This is a genomic window from Dyadobacter sp. AC419 (assembly GCF_979253085.1).
In genome coordinates this window covers 13,295-35,612 of the sequence record NZ_CEEDCD010000020.1, presented here as the reverse complement: position 1 = coordinate 35,612, position 22,318 = coordinate 13,295, and the positions used below count along the sequence as shown (strand labels likewise).

The 22,318-nt window shown below is 43.7% G+C and carries 18 protein-coding genes; 12 read left to right on the top strand and 6 right to left on the bottom strand.

From position 1 onward, the window contains the following. Positions 1-103: 103 nt before the first annotated feature. Genes AC0IYG_RS17095 through rfbA form a run of 4 tightly spaced genes read left to right on the top strand, consistent with a single transcriptional unit; the run spans position 104 to position 3,329 of the window. Positions 104-754: a hypothetical protein gene (locus AC0IYG_RS17095; protein ID WP_471712356.1), complete on the top strand. Its 651-nt coding sequence runs from the start codon at positions 104-106 to the stop codon at positions 752-754. 49 nt (positions 755-803) lie between these two features. After that, positions 804-1,358 carry a dTDP-4-dehydrorhamnose 3,5-epimerase gene (gene rfbC / locus AC0IYG_RS17090; RefSeq protein ID WP_471712355.1) on the top strand — a complete coding sequence of 185 codons (555 nt, stop codon included), beginning with the start codon at positions 804-806 and terminating at the stop codon, positions 1,356-1,358. A gap of 21 nt (positions 1,359-1,379) precedes the next feature. Then, positions 1,380-2,441 (top strand): dTDP-glucose 4,6-dehydratase, encoded by a 1,062-nt coding sequence (rfbB, locus tag AC0IYG_RS17085; protein WP_471712354.1) that lies wholly within the window; start codon positions 1,380-1,382, stop codon positions 2,439-2,441. 27 nt (positions 2,442-2,468) lie between these two features. Further along, on the top strand, positions 2,469-3,329 hold the full coding sequence (gene rfbA / locus AC0IYG_RS17080) for a glucose-1-phosphate thymidylyltransferase RfbA (protein WP_471712353.1): 861 nt from the start codon (positions 2,469-2,471) through the stop codon (positions 3,327-3,329). A 95-nt stretch (positions 3,330-3,424) separates the two neighbouring features. Here the strand turns inward: rfbA and AC0IYG_RS17075 are convergent, their stop codons facing one another. The 5 genes from AC0IYG_RS17075 to AC0IYG_RS17055 form a co-directional block, all read right to left on the bottom strand. After that, entirely contained in the window at positions 3,425-4,648 is a 1,224-nt protein-coding gene (locus AC0IYG_RS17075; protein WP_471712352.1) for a sugar transferase, read from the bottom strand. A 485-nt stretch (positions 4,649-5,133) separates the two neighbouring features. Then, positions 5,134-5,847 carry a DUF1501 domain-containing protein gene (locus AC0IYG_RS17070; RefSeq protein ID WP_471712351.1) on the bottom strand — a complete coding sequence of 238 codons (714 nt, stop codon included), beginning with the start codon at positions 5,845-5,847 and terminating at the stop codon, positions 5,134-5,136. Positions 5,848-5,851: 4 nt separating this feature from the next. Beyond that, positions 5,852-6,355 carry a DUF1501 domain-containing protein gene (locus AC0IYG_RS17065; protein WP_471712350.1) on the bottom strand — a complete coding sequence of 168 codons (504 nt, stop codon included), beginning with the start codon at positions 6,353-6,355 and terminating at the stop codon, positions 5,852-5,854. Next, positions 6,339-6,671, bottom strand: coding sequence for a hypothetical protein (locus AC0IYG_RS17060; protein ID WP_471712349.1), 333 nt, complete (start codon positions 6,669-6,671; stop codon positions 6,339-6,341). Before AC0IYG_RS17060 ends, AC0IYG_RS17065 begins: the two co-directional genes overlap by 17 nt. 10 nt (positions 6,672-6,681) lie before the next feature. After that, positions 6,682-8,319, bottom strand: a complete 1,638-nt coding sequence (locus tag AC0IYG_RS17055; protein WP_471712348.1) for a DUF1800 domain-containing protein — start codon at positions 8,317-8,319, stop codon at positions 6,682-6,684. Between the two features lie 425 nt (positions 8,320-8,744). On the opposite strand from AC0IYG_RS17055, the gene AC0IYG_RS17050 reads away from it, so the two are divergent. Then, entirely contained in the window at positions 8,745-9,599 is an 855-nt protein-coding gene (locus AC0IYG_RS17050) for a T9SS type A sorting domain-containing protein (RefSeq protein ID WP_471712347.1), read from the top strand. A gap of 55 nt (positions 9,600-9,654) precedes the next feature. Continuing rightward, entirely contained in the window at positions 9,655-10,518 is an 864-nt protein-coding gene (rfbD, locus tag AC0IYG_RS17045) for a dTDP-4-dehydrorhamnose reductase (protein WP_471712346.1), read from the top strand. 2 nt (positions 10,519-10,520) lie between these two features. On the opposite strand, the gene AC0IYG_RS17040 is transcribed toward rfbD, so the two are convergent. After that, the gene (locus AC0IYG_RS17040) at positions 10,521-11,996 is read right to left on the bottom strand and encodes a capsule assembly Wzi family protein (protein ID WP_471712584.1); all 1,476 of its coding nucleotides are present in this window, start codon (positions 11,994-11,996) and stop codon (positions 10,521-10,523) included. Between the two features lie 366 nt (positions 11,997-12,362). On the opposite strand from AC0IYG_RS17040, the gene AC0IYG_RS17035 reads away from it, so the two are divergent. From AC0IYG_RS17035 to AC0IYG_RS17010, 6 genes are all read left to right on the top strand, one after another. After that, positions 12,363-14,066: a sodium:solute symporter family protein gene (locus AC0IYG_RS17035; protein WP_471712345.1), complete on the top strand. Its 1,704-nt coding sequence runs from the start codon at positions 12,363-12,365 to the stop codon at positions 14,064-14,066. Between the two features lie 400 nt (positions 14,067-14,466). Then, positions 14,467-15,828 carry a TolC family protein gene (locus AC0IYG_RS17030; RefSeq protein WP_471712344.1) on the top strand — a complete coding sequence of 454 codons (1,362 nt, stop codon included), beginning with the start codon at positions 14,467-14,469 and terminating at the stop codon, positions 15,826-15,828. Between the two features lie 48 nt (positions 15,829-15,876). Next, entirely contained in the window at positions 15,877-16,983 is a 1,107-nt protein-coding gene (locus AC0IYG_RS17025) for an efflux RND transporter periplasmic adaptor subunit (RefSeq protein WP_471712343.1), read from the top strand. A 38-nt stretch (positions 16,984-17,021) separates the two neighbouring features. After that, positions 17,022-20,195, top strand: a complete 3,174-nt coding sequence (locus AC0IYG_RS17020; RefSeq protein WP_471712342.1) for an efflux RND transporter permease subunit — start codon at positions 17,022-17,024, stop codon at positions 20,193-20,195. A 138-nt stretch (positions 20,196-20,333) separates the two neighbouring features. After that, complete coding sequence (locus tag AC0IYG_RS17015) at positions 20,334-21,236, top strand: bestrophin family protein (protein ID WP_471712341.1); 903 nt, start codon at positions 20,334-20,336, stop codon at positions 21,234-21,236. A 300-nt stretch (positions 21,237-21,536) separates the two neighbouring features. Continuing rightward, positions 21,537-22,313 (top strand): polysaccharide biosynthesis/export family protein, encoded by a 777-nt coding sequence (locus tag AC0IYG_RS17010; RefSeq protein WP_471712340.1) that lies wholly within the window; start codon positions 21,537-21,539, stop codon positions 22,311-22,313. Positions 22,314-22,318: the final 5 nt, after the last annotated feature.

Below are 22,318 nucleotides of genomic sequence, written 5' to 3'. Positions count from 1 at the left end.
ACTTGGAAAGAGTTATGGTGAAAAAGGCACAGGTTTACCATTATCGAAGGTTGGAAATCATCTTGGCTCCATTGATCAGGCAATCCAGCTCGATTTCAAGAAAGTGGACATGCTTTTCTATCACCAGTTTTTCTATGAAGTAGGCGGTCTTTATCATTTAAACAATGTCAAAGACGGATTATGGGGTTTAAGCATTGCCAATAACAATTTTGAAAATTCAACATCTCCGTTTCGTTTTAAAAAGGTGTTATTTGAATTCATGAACACTAAGAGCCAGGGCGGCGAAATTGATGCAAAGATAACTCCCTCCGGTGATGAAGATTATTATAATAATTACTTGTACAGGAAAGGTTGGACATACCAGAATGAAAATTTAGGAAATCCACTTTTGACAAGCAAAAAGTATGCGCGGACAGATCTTCCTGCCATAAATGAATATATAACCAATAACCGCATTCGGGCATTTCATGCAGGATTAGAAGGTGCTGCGAAAGACTATTCAATACTGCTGAGACTAACTTATTCCCTAAACTACGGCACCTATGGCACCAGTCCGCTGGGTCACTCGCTGAATAATACCAGGGATCCAAGCTATCCGCCATATTTCGGAGAAGAGGCCCAGTTTTCAGGATATCTTGAAACTGGCCGTAACCTGAAAAACAATCTGAATCTATCATTATGCCTGGCTGTGGATAAGGGCACAATGATTTATAACGCATCCGGGATTTGGCTGAGATTAACCAAATCGTGGTAAACATTATCAGATTTTATTTTTAGCATATTCATTTTTTACTCAACTCGATATGAAATTTTCAACCACCTCGCTCAAGGACGTCTTCATTATTGAACCGGCCGTATTCCACGATGACCGTGGTCTTTTTTTTGAATCGTTCAATTCCAGCAAATGGCAACAGCAGGGCTTTGCGGATAACTTCGTCCAGGATAATCAATCATTCTCTAAAAAGGGGGTTGTTAGGGGCCTGCACTTCCAGACCGCCCCGTTTCAGCAAGGAAAACTTGTAAGGGTCCTGAAAGGTAAGGTTCTTGATGTGGCTGTCGATCTGAGAAAGGACTCCCCTACTTTCGGTCAATACGAGCTCTTTGAGCTGGATGATGTGAGCCACAAAATGGTTTACATTCCCGAAGGATTTGCGCATGGTTTTGCCGCTCTTGAAGACGCTATTTTCCATTATAAATGTACTAATCTGTACGATAAAGCATCGGAAAAAGGAATAAGGTGGAACGACCCTAACCTGAGCATTCCCTGGGGTGTTTCAAATCCGATTGTTTCTGAAAAAGATCAGATTCTGCCTCTTTTTGATGAGATCTTTCAAAAAGACAACAACTCGATCTTGTAGCTCACCCAATACCAACGTAAAATGAAAAAAATCCTAATTACTGGGGGAGCCGGGTTCATCGGCTCTCACGTCGTGCGCCATTTTGTAACGAAATACCCCTCGTATCACATCGTTAACCTGGATGCGCTTACATACGCTGGAAACCTCGAAAACTTGAAAGACATTGAGGACCGGGACAATTATTCTTTTGTAAAAGGAGACATTGTTGACGCAGCATTTATTAGCCAGCTGTTCGAAGATCATGCATTTGATTCTGTAATACATCTTGCTGCCGAATCGCACGTGGACCGCTCCATTACAAATCCTACGGGCTTTTTTATGACCAATGTCATCGGGACGGTGAACCTTTTGAATGCTGCCCGGATGCTCTGGAAGGATAATATGAGTGAACATTTATTTTATCATGTTTCCACAGATGAGGTTTATGGCGAATTGCACGATGCAGCCGAGTTCTTTCTGGAAACAACAAAGTATGATCCAAGATCCCCTTACAGCGCAAGTAAGGCCGCTTCCGATCACAGTGTTCGTGCTTACCACAACACCTATGGCCTGCCTGTTGTCATTTCAAACTGTTCCAATAACTACGGACCTAATCATTTCCCCGAGAAGTTGATTCCGCTCATGATAAATAACATTCTCAATGATAAACCCCTCCCCATTTATGGTGAAGGAACGAATGTCCGGGATTGGTTATACGTTGAAGATCATGCCAAAGCGATAGACGTTATTTTCCACAATGGAAAAGTGGGAGAAACATATAATATTGGTGGGCACAATGAATGGAAAAACATTGATTTGGCTGTGTTGCTCTGCAATGTGATGGATTCCAAATTGGGAAGAGAAATCGGCACGTCGGCCAAGCTGATCTATTTTGTAAAAGACCGCGCCGGACACGATCTGCGCTATGCAATCGATGCTTCCAAGCTGGAGAATGAGCTTGGCTGGACGCCGTCCCTGCAATTTGCCGAAGGATTGGACCGCACGGTGGATTGGTATCTGAATAATACTTCCTGGCTGAAAAATGTGACTTCGGGAGCGTATCAAAATTACTATGAAAGCATGTACTGGACCGAGTCAAAATGAGCGAAACTCAACGTTAAAATCAAAAGTATGAAAGGAATTATTCTGGCTGGCGGATCCGGCACGCGTTTGCATCCATTGACCCTTGCAGTAAGTAAGCAGTTAATGCCTGTTTACGACAAGCCGATGATCTATTACCCACTGTCGATACTAATGCTGGCAGGGATCAGCGACATTCTTATTATTTCAACACCCCATGATCTGCCGCACTTTCAGAAACTGCTGGGAGATGGCAGCAGGTTAGGCTGCACTTTCAGCTATGCCGTACAGCCAACGCCTGATGGACTGGCCCAGGCATTCGTTATCGGCGAAAGCTTTATAGGCACGGATAAAGTTGCTCTTGTGCTCGGGGATAACATTTTTTACGGCTCGGGGCTCTCCAAACTGCTTCAGTCCAACAATGATCCCGAGGGCGGAGTAATCTTTGCTTACCAAGTTCAGGACCCTGAGCGATACGGTGTGGTCGATTTTGATAAAAAGTACAATGCGTTATCCATAGAAGAAAAGCCGGCAAACCCGAAGTCTAATTACGCAGTTCCAGGGTTGTATTTCTATGACAATGATGTTGTTGAAATTGCCAAAAATATCCCTGCCTCTCCCAGAGGTGAGTTTGAAATCACCGATATCAACAAGAAATACCTGGAAATGGGAAAACTTAAAGTTGGCGTGCTCGACCGCGGTACGGCGTGGCTTGATACAGGCACATTCGAATCATTAATGCAAGCCGGCCAATTCGTTCAGGTAATTGAAGAAAGACAAGGCTTGAAAATCGGGTGTATTGAAGAAGTTGCCTTTCGTATGGGTTTCATAACAGGTGCACAACTAAAAGAAATCGCGCAGCCACTTGTAAAGAGTGGATATGGTAAATATTTGTTAAGACTGGTTAATTGAAGTTAGGATCAAGAAATATTATATTTTGATCCAATTACAAAAAAGAGGACTTCCGCTGGAAGTCCTCTTTTTTAGTTCAAAGAAAGCGCTCTATACTACTGCCCCCGGCCCAGGACCATAACTTGAACCGTTCTGAAAATTAGCCTAACATCGTCCAATACGCTATACTGTTTTAGGTATTGAAGGTCATATCGTAGTCTTTCGACATTCTTGGCCACAGTGTCAGCATAGCCCACGTTTATTTGGCCAATTGATGTGATTCCGGGCTTTACCGTCAATAACCGTTGAAAATCATGCGGCGCCGCTTCCATTAACATGTCGACGTCGTACTTGAACAATGGTCTGGGGCCAACCACAGACATCTCTCCTTTCAATACGTTGATGAATTGCGGTAATTCATCTAACCTAGATTTTCTCAACACACGACCAATAGGGGTAATTCTAGGATCGTTGTCCCCCTGAGAATGTTGAAGTCCCAATTTCTCAGCGTCCGTGTACATACTGCGAAACTTGTAGATATAAAACATCTCGCCCCATCTGCCAGACCGCTTCTGCTTAAAGAATACCGGACCAGGCGAAGTGATCTTAATTGCTGCCCAAACCAGAAAAAATATGGGCGCTCCCAGAACCATAACAACTGCTGAGAAGATGAGGTCAAATGTCCTTTTTACTGTCTGCTCTTTAAAACTAGAAAAAGGCTTCGTATTGACCTGTATGATGGGATACATGTCATGGTACTCAATTTTGGCCATATTAGTCATAAACCCTCTGAAATCAGGAACCAATCTTATTTGAGTTCTATGTCTCTCACCAATCTTGATTATTTGCCTTACTTGATCGTCACTCATCTCAGACATGCAGCAGTACAGATAGTCCAAATGTTTTTCCTTAATAAGCATTTCGATCGACTCCAACTGTTCACTTCCACTCAATTCGACCATTCCATAATAACGGTATCCAAGTTCTTGTCTTTCTCTATAGAATTCCCTGATGAGCGCAGCAAGATCACCGTTCCCAACTATTGCATAGCGATTGTAATTATACCCAGCCTGCCGATACATCTTCAAGAATAAAATAGATACCGCACGCGATACGGCTGATAACAAAATAAATGTACCGTAGGTTAGCAAGAACTGATACCTGGAAAATTCTTCGCCTTGCTTTGATAAGTACAAAAAGGCGGTCATGACTGCACCATGGACAGCAACAGCCTTAAAATATTTTGCTAACTGTGTATTAAAGTGGTACGACAGTCTGGTAAACAAGTACGTTTTGAAAATATGAATTATGAGAATCCATACAAGGTTTGCAACTAACAACAGGTTGATATACTGACCGTCTACAAGATTTATAAGATTCCCGAAACGTATGGAATACGCCAGAAAAAGGAAGCATTAAGTAGAATTACGTCAGTCCACAGATGAACTTTCGGCAGGAGGCCTGGATAGTGATTTTTCATACTTTAAACGTTGAGAGTATTTTAAAAGTTGTCTTAACCCTTCATTACTGCAAGATAATACCTTCTATCGTATAAAAAAAATGCTATTTATATTCTTTATGTTTTGGTAACTTTTGTTTTGTCTGATCAAGGATTCTCAGAAAACGTCAATGAGGATTGTATAAACTACTATCGAAATCTGTTGAAATGCGAGAATGTTGACACAGCTAGAAAAATTGTAGACACAGGAATTTGATCCAATTTTGCCTGGCAACATAAAATATCAAGTGCTGCAAGACCTAGGTCTTGCAGCACTTGATATTTTATGCCTTTAATGCAGTTCACCGAAAAAGCGGGGAAGAGGGTTTAGCCAGTGGTATTAATCTCGAAATTTCCAAGCAATTTTAATTCAGCATTACCTTCTACATAGATTTTTTTCACTGTCACATTTTGACCAAGCTCAACTAGATGACCAGACCTGATTGTTATTTGATCAAGAGCGGATGGAACCCTGCCGGAAGACCATATTGACCTGTCTATCCAAGCTCCCGAAGCAAGTGACTGCACAGTATTGGAAAATAGCGATGTTGTATTGAAATTTCGAAATAGAATACTATTGGTTTTGTCCGGCGGAGTTCCAAACCATTCATTTAAAATGTCTGTATACACCCTTCGGAAATCAACCTGCATCTTGATATCCTGGTTGTTGTTATATTGTGACGGGGCGATAGGAACCAGATCTGTAATTAAATTTGGGTTCGTGCCGACCATTTGTCTCTTTATGCCGTTTCCAAAAACAAACATTGGAGCTGCGATACCATGATCCGTCCCTTTTGAAGCACTGGAATTAGCCCTCCTCCCGAAATCGGAAAATGTCATACCAATAACCTTATCTGCTGTTCCTTGCAACTCGACATCTTTCTGAAAAGCAGAAATTGCTTCTGACATTTGTTTTAACAGCAGAGCGTGCTCACCTTCAATCGTGCTAGTGGTTGAAACTTGTGAAGCATGCGTGTCAAATCCTTTCAGTTCAACACAATAGATCTTTGTTTTTAGTCCTCCATGAATCAGCCGTGCCACTACCTTAAAGTTGCTCGCCTAGGTCGTTAACGCCAATACCAGAAGGGTAAGTAACCATATTCCTTCCTGCATCACCCGCCCTTTTGATTTCCTGAGAATAGCCTGATGACATAAATTGCTGCTGCCGGAAATAGTTGATCAGTTCCCCGGCATCACAACAAGGCAACTGTTCAGAAGCTACGGCATCAGGACTCCCTAATAACTGGTAAAAGCTATTTGGATTTTGCAATGAAATATTCATCGGCTGATCTTTTCCCAATAAAGTAGTCGTATTTATGTATCCAATCTGGATTGCCAGAGGATCAGGCATAGTCTGATTTGGATATCCGCTAGGATAATTTGGGAACTTATTATTCAGATACCGGCCAGCCCAGCCGCTTTCTGAATATTTATCCGAATCGACACCGGTCATCCATATATCAGTTGAACGATAATGCGATTGATTAGGATTTGGGTATGAAACCGAATGAATAATGGCGAGTTTGCCATTGTCATACATCTCCTTCATCCCAGGCATAGAAGGATGAAATCCTGTTTCCGGATTCTGATTTAACTTTGAGTACTTTATTTTCCGGAATGGCTATATTACTCCGGAGATTATAGTATTGAGAATAAAAATCCAATGGAATCACAGTGTTTAAACCGTCGTTTCCTCCGTTTAAATATACGATTACCAAGACCCGATCGTCCTGGATAGCATTGGTTCTCAATACTGATTGTACAAGATCGTGATTGGCTGACAGAGCTTTGAATCGAAGACCATCAATTTTTAGAGGAAGAAATAGTGATGAGGAAGCCGCAGCTAAAAATTCTCTTCTTTTCATAGTGATTAAGTTAAAAAATATTGAATTCCGCCATATGCAACATATACCTCATTAAGGAACGACATCGCCTCATAACTACGTCATAACGATTAAAATTCTCAGGCATAGAGCGATAAGCATTCCATTCGGTTATCCAATTTCTCCGGGATAGCCCACGCATCATAATGGTGTCAATAATAAAATCCTTTTGCGATTGAAATAAGTCCCTGGCAAACATGTGTTGTGAAAGCTCGGCGAGAACCTCCTCACAGGTTATAGCTGGCGTTCCCACTACATCTGAGAAATTCGGCTGTTTGGTTGTGATCCAGGCGACCAGATCTATCAATGGCTGGCCTGGTCGAATGTTTTGCTCTGGAAATGAAAGTACTAACTGGTCAGTGACAACATTGCGCAACCCGATTACAGAACCATTTATCCAGTTTTTCGAAAACCCAGTCTGATAAAAAGGTGGATAACCAAATACGGAAGGTTGATCTAAAAGTCTTAATTGAAGGTTTGCCATATTAGTATACACGAACATGCCATACTTACGGAAACCAATGTAGTCCTCATTTATTTTGGGTGGGGAAATTGAAAACAGCCTAAACATCCCTACCACAAGTTCCATAGGCGACTTCATGATGGCACCTTTGTTCCTATCATCGAAGAAGATATCGCAGGAAAGCAACTTTCTCAGGACTGGCTCAATGCGAAAGTTATTGGACTCGCTGGCAAAGAAACTGGCAAGCGGAACTATAACATTTTCTTCAATTTCTGCGGTTACTTCGGGATTGACATACCATCTATACAACTTCCTACAGATGAATTTAGGAGAGTGAGGATGCCTAAGAAGCATGTCTACGAAGTCGGCAATTTCAGCATTGCCTGCATCTGCATTATTCCTACCTGTAATGGTTGTTAAATTATATTTTTGAGAAAACTTTTTGTCTGTTATATCATGACGATCTAATGTAAATATAGAATCACAGAAGGTAGAGCCTTCAATTAGATAATTTCTAACCTGCCAGCCTGTTAAGACTTTCGCGGCCGTCTTGACGTCATCTTCTAAATAATTTGGATTTCCGTAAAAGTCAGCTTGTCCGACTACAAACAGCTCTTGCAACTCTCTTGCGTAATTTTCATTTGGTTTGCCTTTGGTATTCTCGTTGCCATTTTGAAAAATCAGCATTGCAGGATCCTTCGTGACTTGAATGGTCAAATCTCTAAAACTCCCTAAGCTACCCTCCCTCAGAAGTCTTAAATATTTATCGGTTAATCTGTAGTCAAAAACTACGCCTTGCGGAACAACGAAGTGATTTTGCCAAAATGCCGTCAACTTATCAAGAACGGATGGTGGATTGTTTTGATCGGCCATTAAACCGGCCCAGAAATAACGGATATGATAACACCAATCACTTCTGCGGTCTTTATTGAAAGGCAAATTTACGAAGGGCTGGCCTGCTGTGGGCTTGGTCTCATCCAAGTCCAGTGGTTGAGGCAATATGCGAACTTGGCTCGAATTCGAAATCAATAAATCAATCGCCGCAGTAGCCGACATGCCTGTAAATTCGACTATCTGAGCCTTCGTAGGTCCAAAGGTGGCTCTCCGAAGCAGATGCGAAGCATCACTTTCACTTAATGGGGAATTATAGATATCTAAATAAGACATAGCATCTTCGCAGGATGTTGGTTGAGAGTATAGAAATATGTGCTGGAAACAATACGACAGACAAAGTTACTTCGTCAAATGTAATTTAAAAATATTTTTACAAATATATAGAAGTACTTCGATTGATTTAAGTAGTAGTATTGATTATTATTTGACCCTACTAACGCCGACAATTAGATAATATCGATAAAAATTTCTTTATGAAATATCAACACACCAAATATTTTGTAATACATTTGTGTATTGTTATGTCGAATTAGTTGTATCTTATGAAATGTGAATATATACTTCTGCTTTTTTACCTTTTATCTCCTTTTGTAGGACTGTCACAAGCAAATGTAGTTTCAACCGGGAGACTAGCGTCTCAGGGGAAGGTATCTTATCCAAGTTCATCCGTTATCACTAAAAGTACAGTGGATGGATATGTGAAAGTTGTAGGAAATACAAGATTTGTCTTTCCACTGGTTGATACTGGCCGCTTTCGACCAATCGCAGTTGCTGCTGATGGCACTGTCGCAGCATACTATGGAGCTAATCCAAGTATTGCAATTACCAATAATCCGAATGGTGGCAACTACGGGCCACTTCCATCAGGAGCTCCATTTCCCGTTTCATCACGTGACGCTAATGTCAGCGTAGTTTCTACACTTGAATATTGGGATATAAATGGTACAAATGCCAGTAAGATCACGCTATCTTGGAATGGATCAAGTTCTATTACTACACTTGTAAAAGGAAGTAATATTGCCTCACTCTTTATAGTTGGGTGGAATGGCAGCAAATGGGTAAAAATTCCGTCAGTGGTTGACCCCGTATCTATCTTGGGAGGACAAAGTACAGTTACTATGGGCTCCATTACGACAGCCGCAGAAATAGTGCCAAATCAATTTAATGTTTACACGCTTGGAGCTTACTTACAAGCCTCACCTACTCCAATAGTCAATTTAGCTGGTAAAGAATTTCCTCATGGTTTTTTATTAGAAGAAGAGTCTGAAAGCTTAATCAATAGCCCGGAAGATGAAGATTTGAATCAGGAAACAGATCAACAATTTCTCTTTTATCCCAACCCATCAACAGATCGCTTGTACATTTCAGGGCCAAAAATTAAAGACATCAAAAATCTATATTTTTATGATGAGAAAGGAACAAGGCAACTTGTTGCCTTGTCCTTAACAAATGCCGGAATTGATGTCTCTAAGCTTGTAGAAGGCATATATATAGTAATGATCGAAGGAATAAATGGAAAAATCACATCTAAGAAGGTAATTATTGCCAAATAGCATTGCTCATTTCAGTCATTGCCTATCTTTGCTGCCGAACGTTATTAGCATTTACATGAAAATCGTAGTCCTCGGCGCTTCCGGCCAATTGGGCAGTTGTTTGAAAAAAGTAGCTGCCGAAAGAAATATCACTGACATTTCTTTTCCTTCTGAACAAGATGGCAACATTCTTGACGAAGGACTTCTTGACAAGCTGTTTTCAGCCGAAAAACCTTCATTTGTCATCAACTGTGCGGCTTATACGGCTGTTGATAAGGCGGAAGATGAGGTTGATATTTGCCGGAAAGTAAACCGTGATGGTGCTGCATTTATAGCAAAAGCATGTGCAGCACACGGAGCAGCATTGATCCACATTTCTACGGATTTTGTTTTCAAAGGAAATGTTACCGGACTTTTAACAGAAACGGATCCTGCCGAGCCGGAGAACATTTACGGACTTACCAAACTGGAAGGTGAAGCTGCAATCGCAGAGATTTTACCGGCGCATTATACATTGCGTACGAGCTGGTTATATTCTGAGTTCGGCAATAATTTTGTAAAAACAATGTTAAGGCTGGGCAAGGAAAGAGATCAGCTTGGTGTGATCGTTGATCAGGTGGGCTCCCCTACTTATGCGATCGATCTGGCTGGTGCTATCTTAGACATTACTGAGTCGGATAGTACGGCTTATGGGATCTATCATTATAGTAATGAAGGTGTTACGTCTTGGTATGACTTCGCTAAAGCGGTGTTTGATATTAGCAAAACCGAGGTGAAGCTGAATCCTGTGAAAACATCTGAATATGTAACAAAGGCCGTTCGCCCTGCCTATTCTGTTATGGATAAAAGCAAGATCAAAAGCACATTCTCCCTGGCCATTCCATATTGGAGAGATAGCCTGAATGTATGCCTGGAACGTCTGGCTGCTGAGCAGGCTTAATGCTAAAACGAAAGATTTTTGCGGATCGAAAGCATTAGTCCAACCGCATCATCAAAAAATTCTCCGGCATCAACGGCAACAGCGCCTTTTATAACAGAACCGCCTAACCAGCTGACTGGCTGTTCAACTGAAATGATGCCGGAGAACTGATTCATTGGCTTCGGAAGCTTCTGATCATAGGTTCCCTCATTGCTGGAAAGTGAGAATTTGCTAGTCCATATTGCAGTGTTCAATTTGCCCTGCATCCCGGCATGAATCACCCAAACGCGGTTATTGTTAGTAAAAAAGTCTGCATATCTGGGCCAGTTGTTTTCTGACTGTGGTGTAATAAAAGGCGTTCCCAGTCCTCTTCCATAATATTGCCAGCCGTCCCTAACCTGACCATTGTTGAAATAATCGTCTTTGCCCCGGATGCTGCTCGTGTCCGAAACCTCCGTCCCGCCCTGGCTTTTGGTGTACAATAATTCAAGCGTCAGCCGTTCCACAGTGAAGTTTCTCCCGTCCGTATTCTTGAACTTGATCGCTGCGCCATTCAGTCCGTCGGCAATGTTGTTTAAATAAAATAAGGACCCGTCCTCGATCAGACTTTGCCTGTAAAGCATAATGTTGACCCGTTTAAAGTCCAGCTCCATCCCAAAATCAAGACTAGCCACATGATTACCGATTCGGTTATTATTATCAAATGAAGAGATGCCATTCAGTTTTCCAACTGGCTTAAAACCTGTCACCACATACCAATATTTGTCCAACCCGTTAGGCATTTGACCATTCTCCGTAAAATAGGGTGACTTGCCTCCCCATTGAACAGCATGGTTAAAGCCTCCGTAAAGTTTAAGTGCGCCCGTTGGCTTGCCCAAACGCACGAAAAGGCTTTTGTTATGCAACTTCAAATCACTGGTAACCGGTCGCTTTCCATCCAGCAATCCATCAGAATAAAATCCTTTGAAATAGATAAAATTGCGAATCAGCGGCACATATTCTTCAAATCCAAGCTGGATCCTGGGTGCAGGAAGCGCATTTCCGGACCACATATAGGATCCCGTTCCCAACTCATTATCATTGAAACCAACAAATTGCTTACGCCGGCCAATGGTCAGCTGGAAACTGCGAAAAGCTATTCCTGCATATGCTTGCGGAATCAGAAGCTTGCTATGCGCACTGGCATTACCAACCAATTCTGCACCGTAAGCCACTGACCATTTTGATTTTCCCTCAGCATCAGTCGTCAAAGCCTTCCTCGCCTCAATCCCGGCCCTAAGGCTGCCTACATTGCCGGAGGTTGGAACAATGCCCCACTGGTTTGCATGCAACCAAAATGGTGTTCTCGAAATGGTCGAGCCGTAAGCAGCTAATTCTACCCAAGCATTTGACTTTGCGGCAGTTACACTGTCTTTTTGCATTGCAAAGGCATTCGTTATGCAGGCAAAAGCTGCTGTAAGCACGCGGGCGCTAATTGAAACGGTGCGGATAAATGTCATCAATAAAGGAGTTGTTTAACTAAAAGTTAAGCCTGGTTTACTGCAAATATGTCTAAATAATTGATAAGATAAAGATAATGCCAGCGAGCCTGACAAAACAGCACCTGGACTGTCCACTCATCCCAATTTTCATTCTTTATGCTAAAACAATGTAAAAACCGTTCTATTTTTACCAGTGGTACAATGCCCTGCCATTCGAACCTCTGAAACCCTGACATTCCTGCTCATGAGCACAACAGAAAATAGCCCCGAGGATCGCGATGGGCTGCCACCATTCGTAAGCAGCTGGAAACAGCTTTATAAATTACTGATTGGTACGCTCTTTCTGCTGATTGTCCTCTTCTATTTATTCATGACCCACTTTCAATGAGCTCGCTGGACTGGATTGTACTTTCGCTTACCCTTATATTTGTTGTCGTTTACGGTATTTATCGCAGCCGCGAAAAGCATACAATGGACTCGTTTTTACTGGCGGGTCAGTCGCTTCCCTGGTATCACGTGACGCTTTCGCTGATGGCGACGCAGGCGAGCGCAATTACATTTTTATCCGCTCCCGGTCAAGCCTACACGGATGGCATGCGCTTCGTTCAGTTCTACTTTGGTTTGCCGCTTGCTATGGTGGTATTGTGCGTCACTTTCGTGCCAAAATTCGGTCAGCTTAAAATTTTTACGGCTTATGAATTCCTTGAAGGGCGCTTTGACCTACGTACGCGGGGGCTCACTTCATTTCTTTTTCTCTTGCAAAGAGGACTTTCAACCGGACTTTCTATATACGCACCGTCGCTTATACTTTCTGCAATTCTAGGCTGGGACATCACCTGGACCAACATTATATCGGGCGGCATCGTCATGCTTTACACCATTGCAGGTGGCAGCCGGGCGGTTTCGCATACGCATTTGCAGCAAATGGGCATCATTACAGTCGGAATGGTCGTGGCCGGAATCATGGTTGTTAAGTTTTTGCCAAAAGAAGTTTCTTTCACGGATGCACTCCATGTTGCGGGCAAAATGGGCAAAATCAATCTGATTGATTTCACATTCGATCTCAACAATCGTTACAACGTATGGTCAGGACTGATAGGCGGTTTCTTCCTGCAACTCTCCTACTTTGGCACGGATCAGTCGCAGGTTGGACGGTTCCTGACGGGCAGTTCCCAAGGTCAGAGCAAGCTTGGTCTGGCTATGAATGGCTTGTTGAAAATTCCCATGCAGTTTTTGATATTACTGGTCGGCGTGCTCGTGTTCGCTTTTTACCAGTTTACCAATCCGCCATTGTTTTTTAATAAAACAGCAGTTGATCAGGTGCGCACGACGCAATATGCCAATGAATACAAAGCATTGGAAAAAAAGCATGACGCAATCCAGGCTGCCAAGCATCCCTATGTAATGGAGCTTACGCGGGCGCTGAAAACGGATGACGAAAAAGCCATCGAGCAGTCGCGTGCAACATTGGCCGGCATTGAAGATCAGGTTAAGGATGTGCGTAAAGAAGCGGAAACCGTGCTTTCCAAATCCAACGGCACTGCCATTAATGATGTAAACTATATTTTTCTTCGCTTTGTAATCGACTATCTGCCCGTGGGCATGGTTGGGCTGCTTATCGCGGTGATCCTGCTGGCTTCCATGGGCTCTGTTGCGTCGGCTTATAATTCACTTGCTTCCTGCACGATCGTCGATATTTATAAGCGAATGGTGCGCAAGGATGATGACTCGCGTGATTATGTAACCGCTTCGCGCTGGGCTACATTTTTCTGGGGTATTTTCTGCATCGGCGTCGCGCAATATGCCTCGCGTCTTGGAAGCATGATTGAAGCGGTTAACATTCTTGGCTCCTTATTCTATGGGGTAATCCTTGGCATTTTTCTGGTTGCCTTTTATTTTCCAAAAATCGGCAGCAGAGCCGTTTTCTTCGGCAGTTTACTCGGTGAATTCTTTGTAATAATCAGTTATTGGCTCGATCTGACTGCATTTCTATGGCTCAATCTGATCGGTTGCGCACTGGTTATTTTGTTCGCTTTCATCATTGAAAAGATCTGGCCGCAGCCGGTTTCACAGCAAACGGCATTATAACCTGACTGTATCAAGTCTCACACCGGTTACACGAATATTACAATCTACGGCTAAGGCTGTTTTCCGAACACATTCGGTACAATTCCCGATATAAATTTGACTATTAAAAGAATGTGGTCAATTAGCGGGATGTTTTAGCTTCTACTGTGAAACTATTCCGCGTTTTAAATCCTTAATAAGTACAATGCAAGAAGCGCTCCGATGTATCGTCGGATCTATTATGTCACCGCTAGTTTACAATTTCACAAATCCTAGACTCATTATGCAGTTCTTTGTCAATCCTTTCTCTTTGCGGATAGATGCCACATTTATTCCGTCCGACAGCTGATTCCCTTTTAATTATACTCAATTGCTGCCATGCAGCCCTCTTTTAATTCTTTATTCATCAAATAAAATTTACATGAAGTTTTGGTCTAAGCCACAAAAAACAATGCGTTTGGCGCTTAGCTCGGCACTGCTTTCACTAAGTTCTTTTTGCCCTATATTCTCTCAGGCCATTCAGGAAAGTTCCAAAGAAGCGCCCCTATTGGAGCAGGCAACACTTCAAGCTGTTGTCGACTATGCCATTAAAAACCAGCCCGTCATTCAGCAATCGCTGATCGATGAACGTATCACGGAAAATCAGATCAGAAGCCGGCTGGCCGATTGGTATCCGCAAATCAATTTCAATTACAATTTGCAGCACAACTTCATTGTGCAAACCAGCATTATCGCTGGTAACCCCGTCAAGCTTGGGGTTAGCAATGTTTCTGCTGCTCAGTTTACACTTTCCCAGCAGATCTTCAACCGCGACGTATTGCTGGCTAATCAGACAAAACGCGACGTTCAGCTTCAAGCGAGCCAAAACACGTCTTTCAACAAAACGGACATTGCTGTCAATGTTTCCAAAGCATTTTACGATGTGCTGGCCACAACGCAGCAGATTGACGTTGCCAATGAGGACATCCTGCGTCTGGAAAGAAGTTTGAAAGATGCTGAAAATCAATACAAATCCGGCATTGCTGATAAAATCGACTTCAAACGCGCGACCATTACGCTTAATAATACGCGGGCAAACAAGAAAAGCAACGAAGAATTGCTGAAAGCGAAGACCGAATATCTTAAATCGCTGATGGGCTATCCGGCCAGTCAGCAACTTGTGATCAGCTACGACACATTGCAAATGGAGCGTGAGATTGCGCTGGACACCATGCAAAGCGTCGATCTGAACACGCGCATTGAATATCAGCTTTTGACTACGCAGAAGAAACTGGCGGAAGCCACGCTGCAGTATAACAAATGGAGTTACTTGCCCAATATTTCTTTAAACGGCGCTTATAACCTGAACTTTCAGAATAACCAGTTTACAGATTTATACAACAAAAATTACCCGAACTCTTTCGGGCTTTTGACATTGTCGCTGCCGCTTTACCAGGGTGGCAGAAGAAAGGCCAATACAAAAGCAGCAGAATGGGCCATTAAGCGACTCGACTGGGATATCAAAGGTTTGCAGCTTAATGTAAACTCGGAATATGCGCAGGCACTTGCCGGTTATAAGGGCAATCTGACAAATCTTTTGGCTCAAAAAGAAAACATGGATCTGGCGCGCGAGGTTTACGACGTCATCCAGCTGCAATACAAATCGGGCATTAAGACTTACCTCGAAGTGGTAACATCTGAGACTGATCTCCGCCTTGCGAGAATCAACTATTACAATGCATTATATCAGGTCTTGGCCAGCAAAATAGATGTTCAAAGGGCTTTGGGCCAAATGAATTATTGACAATCGGTAAATCCTGTTTAAGATATCAAATTGAAAAAATACCCTATTATGTTTTTAAATAAAACTCCATATTACGCCGCAGCCCTATTTGTGAGCATATTAAGCTCCTGCGGAAAGAAAGAACAGCAGCAGCAGCCTATGCAGCCAACCGCTATCCCTGTTACGCTGGTTGAGGTAAAAACAGCAGATGCTGCTTACTATGATGAATATCCCGCAACAGTAACCGCTCTTAACGAAATCGAGTTGCGCCCGCAGGTGACGGGATTTGTAACCGGCATTCATTTCAAAGATGGCTCACGTGTGAAAAAAGGCCAGTTGCTTTATTCGATCGATGCGCAGCTTTATAGTGCCAATTACGATCAGGCAGTTGCCAATCTCAATGTGCAGCAAGCCAATCTGGCCCGTGCGCAAAAAGATGCTGATCGTTACCACGAACTTGAAAAAAACGACGCAGTTGCCAAGCAGCTCGTTGATAATGCTGATGCTGCCTTGGAAGTTGCCAAAAGGCAAGCGGATGCGGCAAAAGCGAACATTCGTGCCGTGCAAACGAGTGTGAACTATACGAAAGTTACCGCGCCTTTTAATGGTGTTATCGGCATTTCAGCAGTTAAAGTCGGTGCAGCCGTAACAGCTGGTCAGACGATTTTGAACACCGTTTCGACTGATACGCAATTGGCGGTGGATTTTAATGTGGATCAAAAAGAAATTTATCGCTTTACCGAGCTGATGAAAAGCACCAAAGCTTCTGATTCTACATTCACATTGAAATTCGGTAATGACGTTTATCCTGCAATAGGGAAACTTACCTTGATCGACCGCGCAGTTGATCCGCAAACGGGTACGATTAAAACCCGACTTGTATTTCCAAATAAAGACAACACGCTGCGTTCGGGCATGAGCACCACGGTTCGTGTGCTGAACAATGCATCCGCGAAATCTGTGGTGATCCCTAATAAAGCGGTTACTGAGCAGCTGGGCGAATACTTCGTATATGTTGCCGGCGACAGCAGCAAAGTGAGCCAGCGCCGTGTTGTTCTTGGAACGGCCCTTGGTGCTAACATTATCGTAAAAGAAGGTCTGAAAGCCGGCGAGAAAATCGCAGTGGAAGGCGTACAAAACCTGAGAGAAGGAGCAGTTATCCAGGAGGGTAAATAAGGCTGACTTTTTCTAGCATTTAATATAATCCAGTAAAAATGATTGCAGATATTTTTATAAAAAGGCCTGTCACAGCGATTGTCACATCCATTGTGCTGGTACTTGTCGGTTTAATTGCCTTAACCACGCTTCCGGTGGCGCAATATCCGGACGTGACACCGCCTACTGTGACGGTAAGCGGAAACTTTACGGGTGCCGATGCCCAGACCGTCGAGCAAACCACGACAACGCCCATTGAAACGCAGATCAATGGTACGCCGGGCATGACTTATATGTCCAGTAACTCGACGAGCAGCGGGCAAAGCAGCATTAACGTAACTTTTGATGTAGGAACAGACGTAAACATTGCGGCTCTGGACGTTCAGAACCGTGTTAGTGTGGCTGAACCTACGCTTCCGGATGCTGTAAAAAGGCTTGGTTTGACGGTTAGAAAACGCCAGCCAAGTATCATGATCGCGCTTGCATTGTACTCTCCGAATGGAACGCACGATTCGCAGTTCATCGGTAACTATGCTAACATTTATCTTAAAGATGCTTTGCAGCGTGTAAAAGGCGTCGGTGACATCATTTCACGCGCTGATGACTTTGGTATGCGGATCTGGCTCAATCCTGAAAAGCTGGCGACCCTGCGCATGACGCCTGCTGACATTTCAGCTGCATTGGCAGAACAGAATTTACAGGTTGCTGCGGGTACGATCGGTGGAACGCCCCAGCCCAATCAGCAAAGTTTTGAATACAGCGTTTTGACCAATAGCCGCTTGACTACAAAGGAGCAGTTTGAGGACATTGTTGTAAGATCTTCGCCTGCCGACGGAAGCGTTGTGTATCTGAAAGACGTTGCACGTGTAGAACTTGGAAAGTTTGATTATGGTATCAATGCATTTGTAAGCGGCAAGCCTGCTGCATTCGTATTGATTTATCAGGCGCCGGGTGCCAATGCACTTGCAACATACGATGGCGTGATAAAGGCTTTGACAGAAATGAAAAAGACTTTCCCGAAAGATCTTGATTATGTGATTCCAACCGAGACAGCCACTGTTGTAAAGGTTTCGATCGAAGAAGTGCTTCACACATTTGCAGAAGCAATGATCCTGGTTGTGATTGTGGTGTTCCTGTTTCTTCAAAACTGGCGCGCAACATTGATCCCGATTCTTGCCATCCCCGTCTCTCTGATCGGCACATTCATTTTCTTTATCCCGTTTGGATTTACGATCAATACGCTGACGCTCTTCGCGTTTGTACTCGCCATTGGTATTGTGGTCGATGATGCCATTGTGGTGGTGGAGGCCGTGCAGCATTATATTGATGATAAAAAGATGTCGCCTAAGGATGCCACGGTTCAGGCGATGAAAGATATCTCGGGGCCCGTTATCGCGATTGCATTGATCCTTGCGGCCGTTTTCGTTCCTGTAAGCTTTGTGCCAGGGATCGTTGGACGCCTTTATCAGCAGTTCGCCATCACCATTGCTGTTTCTGTATTGCTTTCCGCATTTGTTGCGCTTTCCCTTACGCCTGCTTTGTGCTCGATCATGCTGAAACCTACCAAAGGAGCAGATGAGAAGAAAAACTGGCTGGAAAAATTCTTCGATCGTTTTAACAGATGGTTCGATAAGCTTTCACGCGGCTATACACGCGGCGTGGCCAAATGGATTAAAGCAACGCCATTGGTGCTCGTAATGATGGTTTGTTTGTTTGTAGGCTTGTTCTTTCTTTTCAAAAACAAACCGTCAGGCTTTATCCCGGTTGAAGATGAAGGACGTCTTTTTGTAACCTACGAAATGCAGGAAGCAACTTCAACTGCGCGTAACGTTGCGATGATTAAAGACATTATGCAGCGCGTCTCATCCATTCCGGAAGTGCGTGTAGTCGGTGGTCTTGCCGGATTGAACATTATCAGCTTTTCAAACAAATCCAACGTGGGAACTATGTTTGTCAACCTGAAACCCTGGGCTGACAGGAAAGGCGCTGAGCACCACGTGCAGGCCGTTATTAAAGAAATCCAGAAACGTACGGGCGATATTAAGGAAGCACGCGTTCTGGCCATTGCTCCGCCTGCAATTCCCGGTTTAGGTTCGACATCCGGTTTTACATTCCAATTACAGCAATCAACCAGCACGGATAACATTCAGCAGTTTGAAACGGTTATGCGCAACTTCTTAGGCGCTGTGAACAAGCGGCCTGAAATTGCAATGGCATATACATTCTTTAATGCAAGAACGCCAAGTTACCAGATTGACGTTGACCGCGATAAGACCAAGAAACTGGGTGTGCAGATCAATGATGTTTTCAGCTCGCTATCCACGCTTCTGGGAAGTAGTTATGTAAATGACTTTAACTTATACGGCCGTAACTTCCGGGTAATGGTGCAAGCCGACAGCAGTTTCCGCTCGTCGTTGGAGAACATTCAGAAATTCTACGTCCGCAACCGCGAAGGCAATATGATTCCGCTTAGCTCTTTGGTTACCTCCAAAGTTGTTGAAAACCCTGCGCTGATTTCTCACTATAACATTTACCGTTCGGTGGAGATCAATGGAACGCCTAAGCCGGGTTACAGCTCGGGTCAGGCCATTCAGGCATTGCGTGAAGTGGCTCAGACATTGCCGGCCGGTTACAGCTACGAATTCTCAGGGATGAGTAGTGAAGAGATCAAGGCAGGAGACAGTACGACAACGATTTTTGCTATCTCGATTGTCTTTGTATTCTTATTCCTGGCTGCACTTTACGAAAGCTGGTCAATTCCATTCTCCGTACTTTTTGCAGTTCCTATCGGTGCATTCGGATCCATTCTTACATTGACCTTTTTGCCGAATTTGTCTAATAACATTTACGCGCAGATCGGTTTGATCACATTGATCGGACTTGCAGCCAAGAACGCGATCCTGATCGTTGAATTTGCCAAAGAGCGTGTCGATGGCGGCATGGAGCTCGTAGCAGCCACATTAGAAGCTGTGCAGCTGCGTTTAAGGCCGATTATCATGACTTCACTTGCCTTTATTCTCGGTGTTCTTCCGCTTGCCTTTGCGAGTGGAGCAGCCGCAGAATCCCGTAAGACGATCGGATGGACCGTATTCGGCGGTATGCTTGCCGCGACTTCACTTGCCATCTTTGTGGTGCCTGTACTTTTTGTGGCCATTGAAAAGTTGGCCACGGGTAAAAAGAAGCACCAGGATACGCCGCCTAATGCTCCGGCAGCTGAGATTGCCTCGCATTAATAAATAAGACAGCATAAAACGCCCCGTAGAAATTTGTTTCTACGGGGCGTTTTTTATTACTTTTCACAAAATCTTTCGGAATACGCCATTCGGCGCCGATTTCGGAAAAGATTATCATTAAGGCACCGGCTCTATTTCATGTACGTAAAGCAAGTATTTTCAATCTGGCGGCTCATGAGGGGCATTTGGCCGGGTTTGTTGGCGGTCACAGGATACGCGACGCTGGTCTTTTATCTTTTTACTTTTAAGCAATGGGATTTTTTATCCTTTCCCATATCCATTATTACGATTCTGGGAACGGCGCTTTCGCTGTTGCTGGGCTTCCGGACTAACTCTGCTTACGACCGGTGGTGGGAAGCGCGCAAAGTGTGGGGTGAAATCGTTAATGACAGCCGCAGCCTGGTGCGGCAATCAGTGTCATTTATTAATGCGCCTAAGGATGAAAAGGAACTGATTGTGTCCAATATCGCCCATTTGCAGATTGCGTGGTGCTACGCGCTTACGAATTCGCTCCGGCGAGGACAAGTGCTCGTTTATGCGGATCTGCATTTATCAACTGCTGAGCACAATTATGTCGCCGCGCAGGACAACATTCCCAATGCGATTCTGAATCTGATACAGTTCAAATTTGCCGAGCTGCACGAGCAGAAAAAGATAGAAACGCTGCTTTATCAAAACATTGACCAAACCTTACAGCGTCTCTGTGATGCCATGGGAAAATGCGAGCGGATCAAAAACACGATCTTTCCGACTCAGTACAGCTTTTTCGTCGTGCTCGTTATTTTCATTTTTACACTCGTGCTGCCTATGGGACTTGTCGAGAGCATTGGCAGGATCGCCATCCCGATCACTTTCATCATTTCCTTCCTGTTTTTTTACGTTGAATGGATCGCATATGTTATGCAAAACCCATTTGAGAATGGCCCCAACGACATTCCCATGACCTCTTTGTCAAGAACCATTGAAATCAATTTATTACAATTGATTGACGCCCCAAAAATCCCTGAGAAGATCTTACCAAAACGTGGGGTGATTATGTAAGGGGTAAAAAGCAGTTATATTTTTGATTTACAGATTGTTAACATAAATAATAACCCTCCTAACCTCGACTTTTGACACTTAAACAATCAATTTCTAATCACCTGACCAACTTGTAATGATACAAAGCGGCCGTTAAAAGTATCATTTTTCCAATAACCCCAGTTTTACTACGCTTACCCCGAGTTTTCAGTAGGTAGCCCCAAAAATGTGAATGGGCAGAGCCAGTTGTACTAAGTTTGACACTAGTTACGATGAGCGATCATCAGAATTAGAATCACTTGACTGTACAATACTCAACTCATGAATATCAGAAATGCTGCTTGCATTGTTGCCCTCCTCTTTCTAAGCTCCTGCGGATCCTACAAGCATATCCCCTACTTTCAGGACCTCAACCGCGCGGAATCTTCGCAGCAAGACGTTGCCAATTTCTCGCCTGTAACCATTCAAAAGGCAGATGTTTTGGGAATAAATGTCAATAGCCGCAACCCTGAGTCATCAGCAATTTTCAACTACAATCTCAACCGTGCAAATGGCCCGAGCATGGACCAACCCGCAGACAGCCCTGTAAATGGCTATTTGGTTGATGAAAAAGGCGAGATCAGTCTTCCGCTGATCGGTAACTTGAAAGTGACGGGCCTTACGACTTCACAACTGAGAGAAAGCCTGACGAAGACGCTGCTGACTTACTACAAAGACCCGGTTGTCAACATCCGTATCCTCAATTTTAAAGTCGCAGTTTTTGGAGACGTTGCACGTCCGGATGTGTACAGGTTGCAAAACGAGCGCACCACCATTACGCAAGCGCTGAGCTTGGCGGGTGACCTCAACATTACGGCAATGCGCACCAACATCCTGCTCGTAAGAGAACAGGACGGAAAGCGGAATTTCATCCCAATTGACCTAACCTCCAAAAATCTTTTCGAATCTCCGTATTACTATTTAAAGAATAACGATGAGATCTACGTGCAGCCAGACCGCACAAAATACGCAACTGTTGATCGTGGTTACCGCGTCACAACATTGATCCTTTCCGGGCTTTCCATCATTGCCATTGTTCTTTCAAACATATACAGGTAAACATT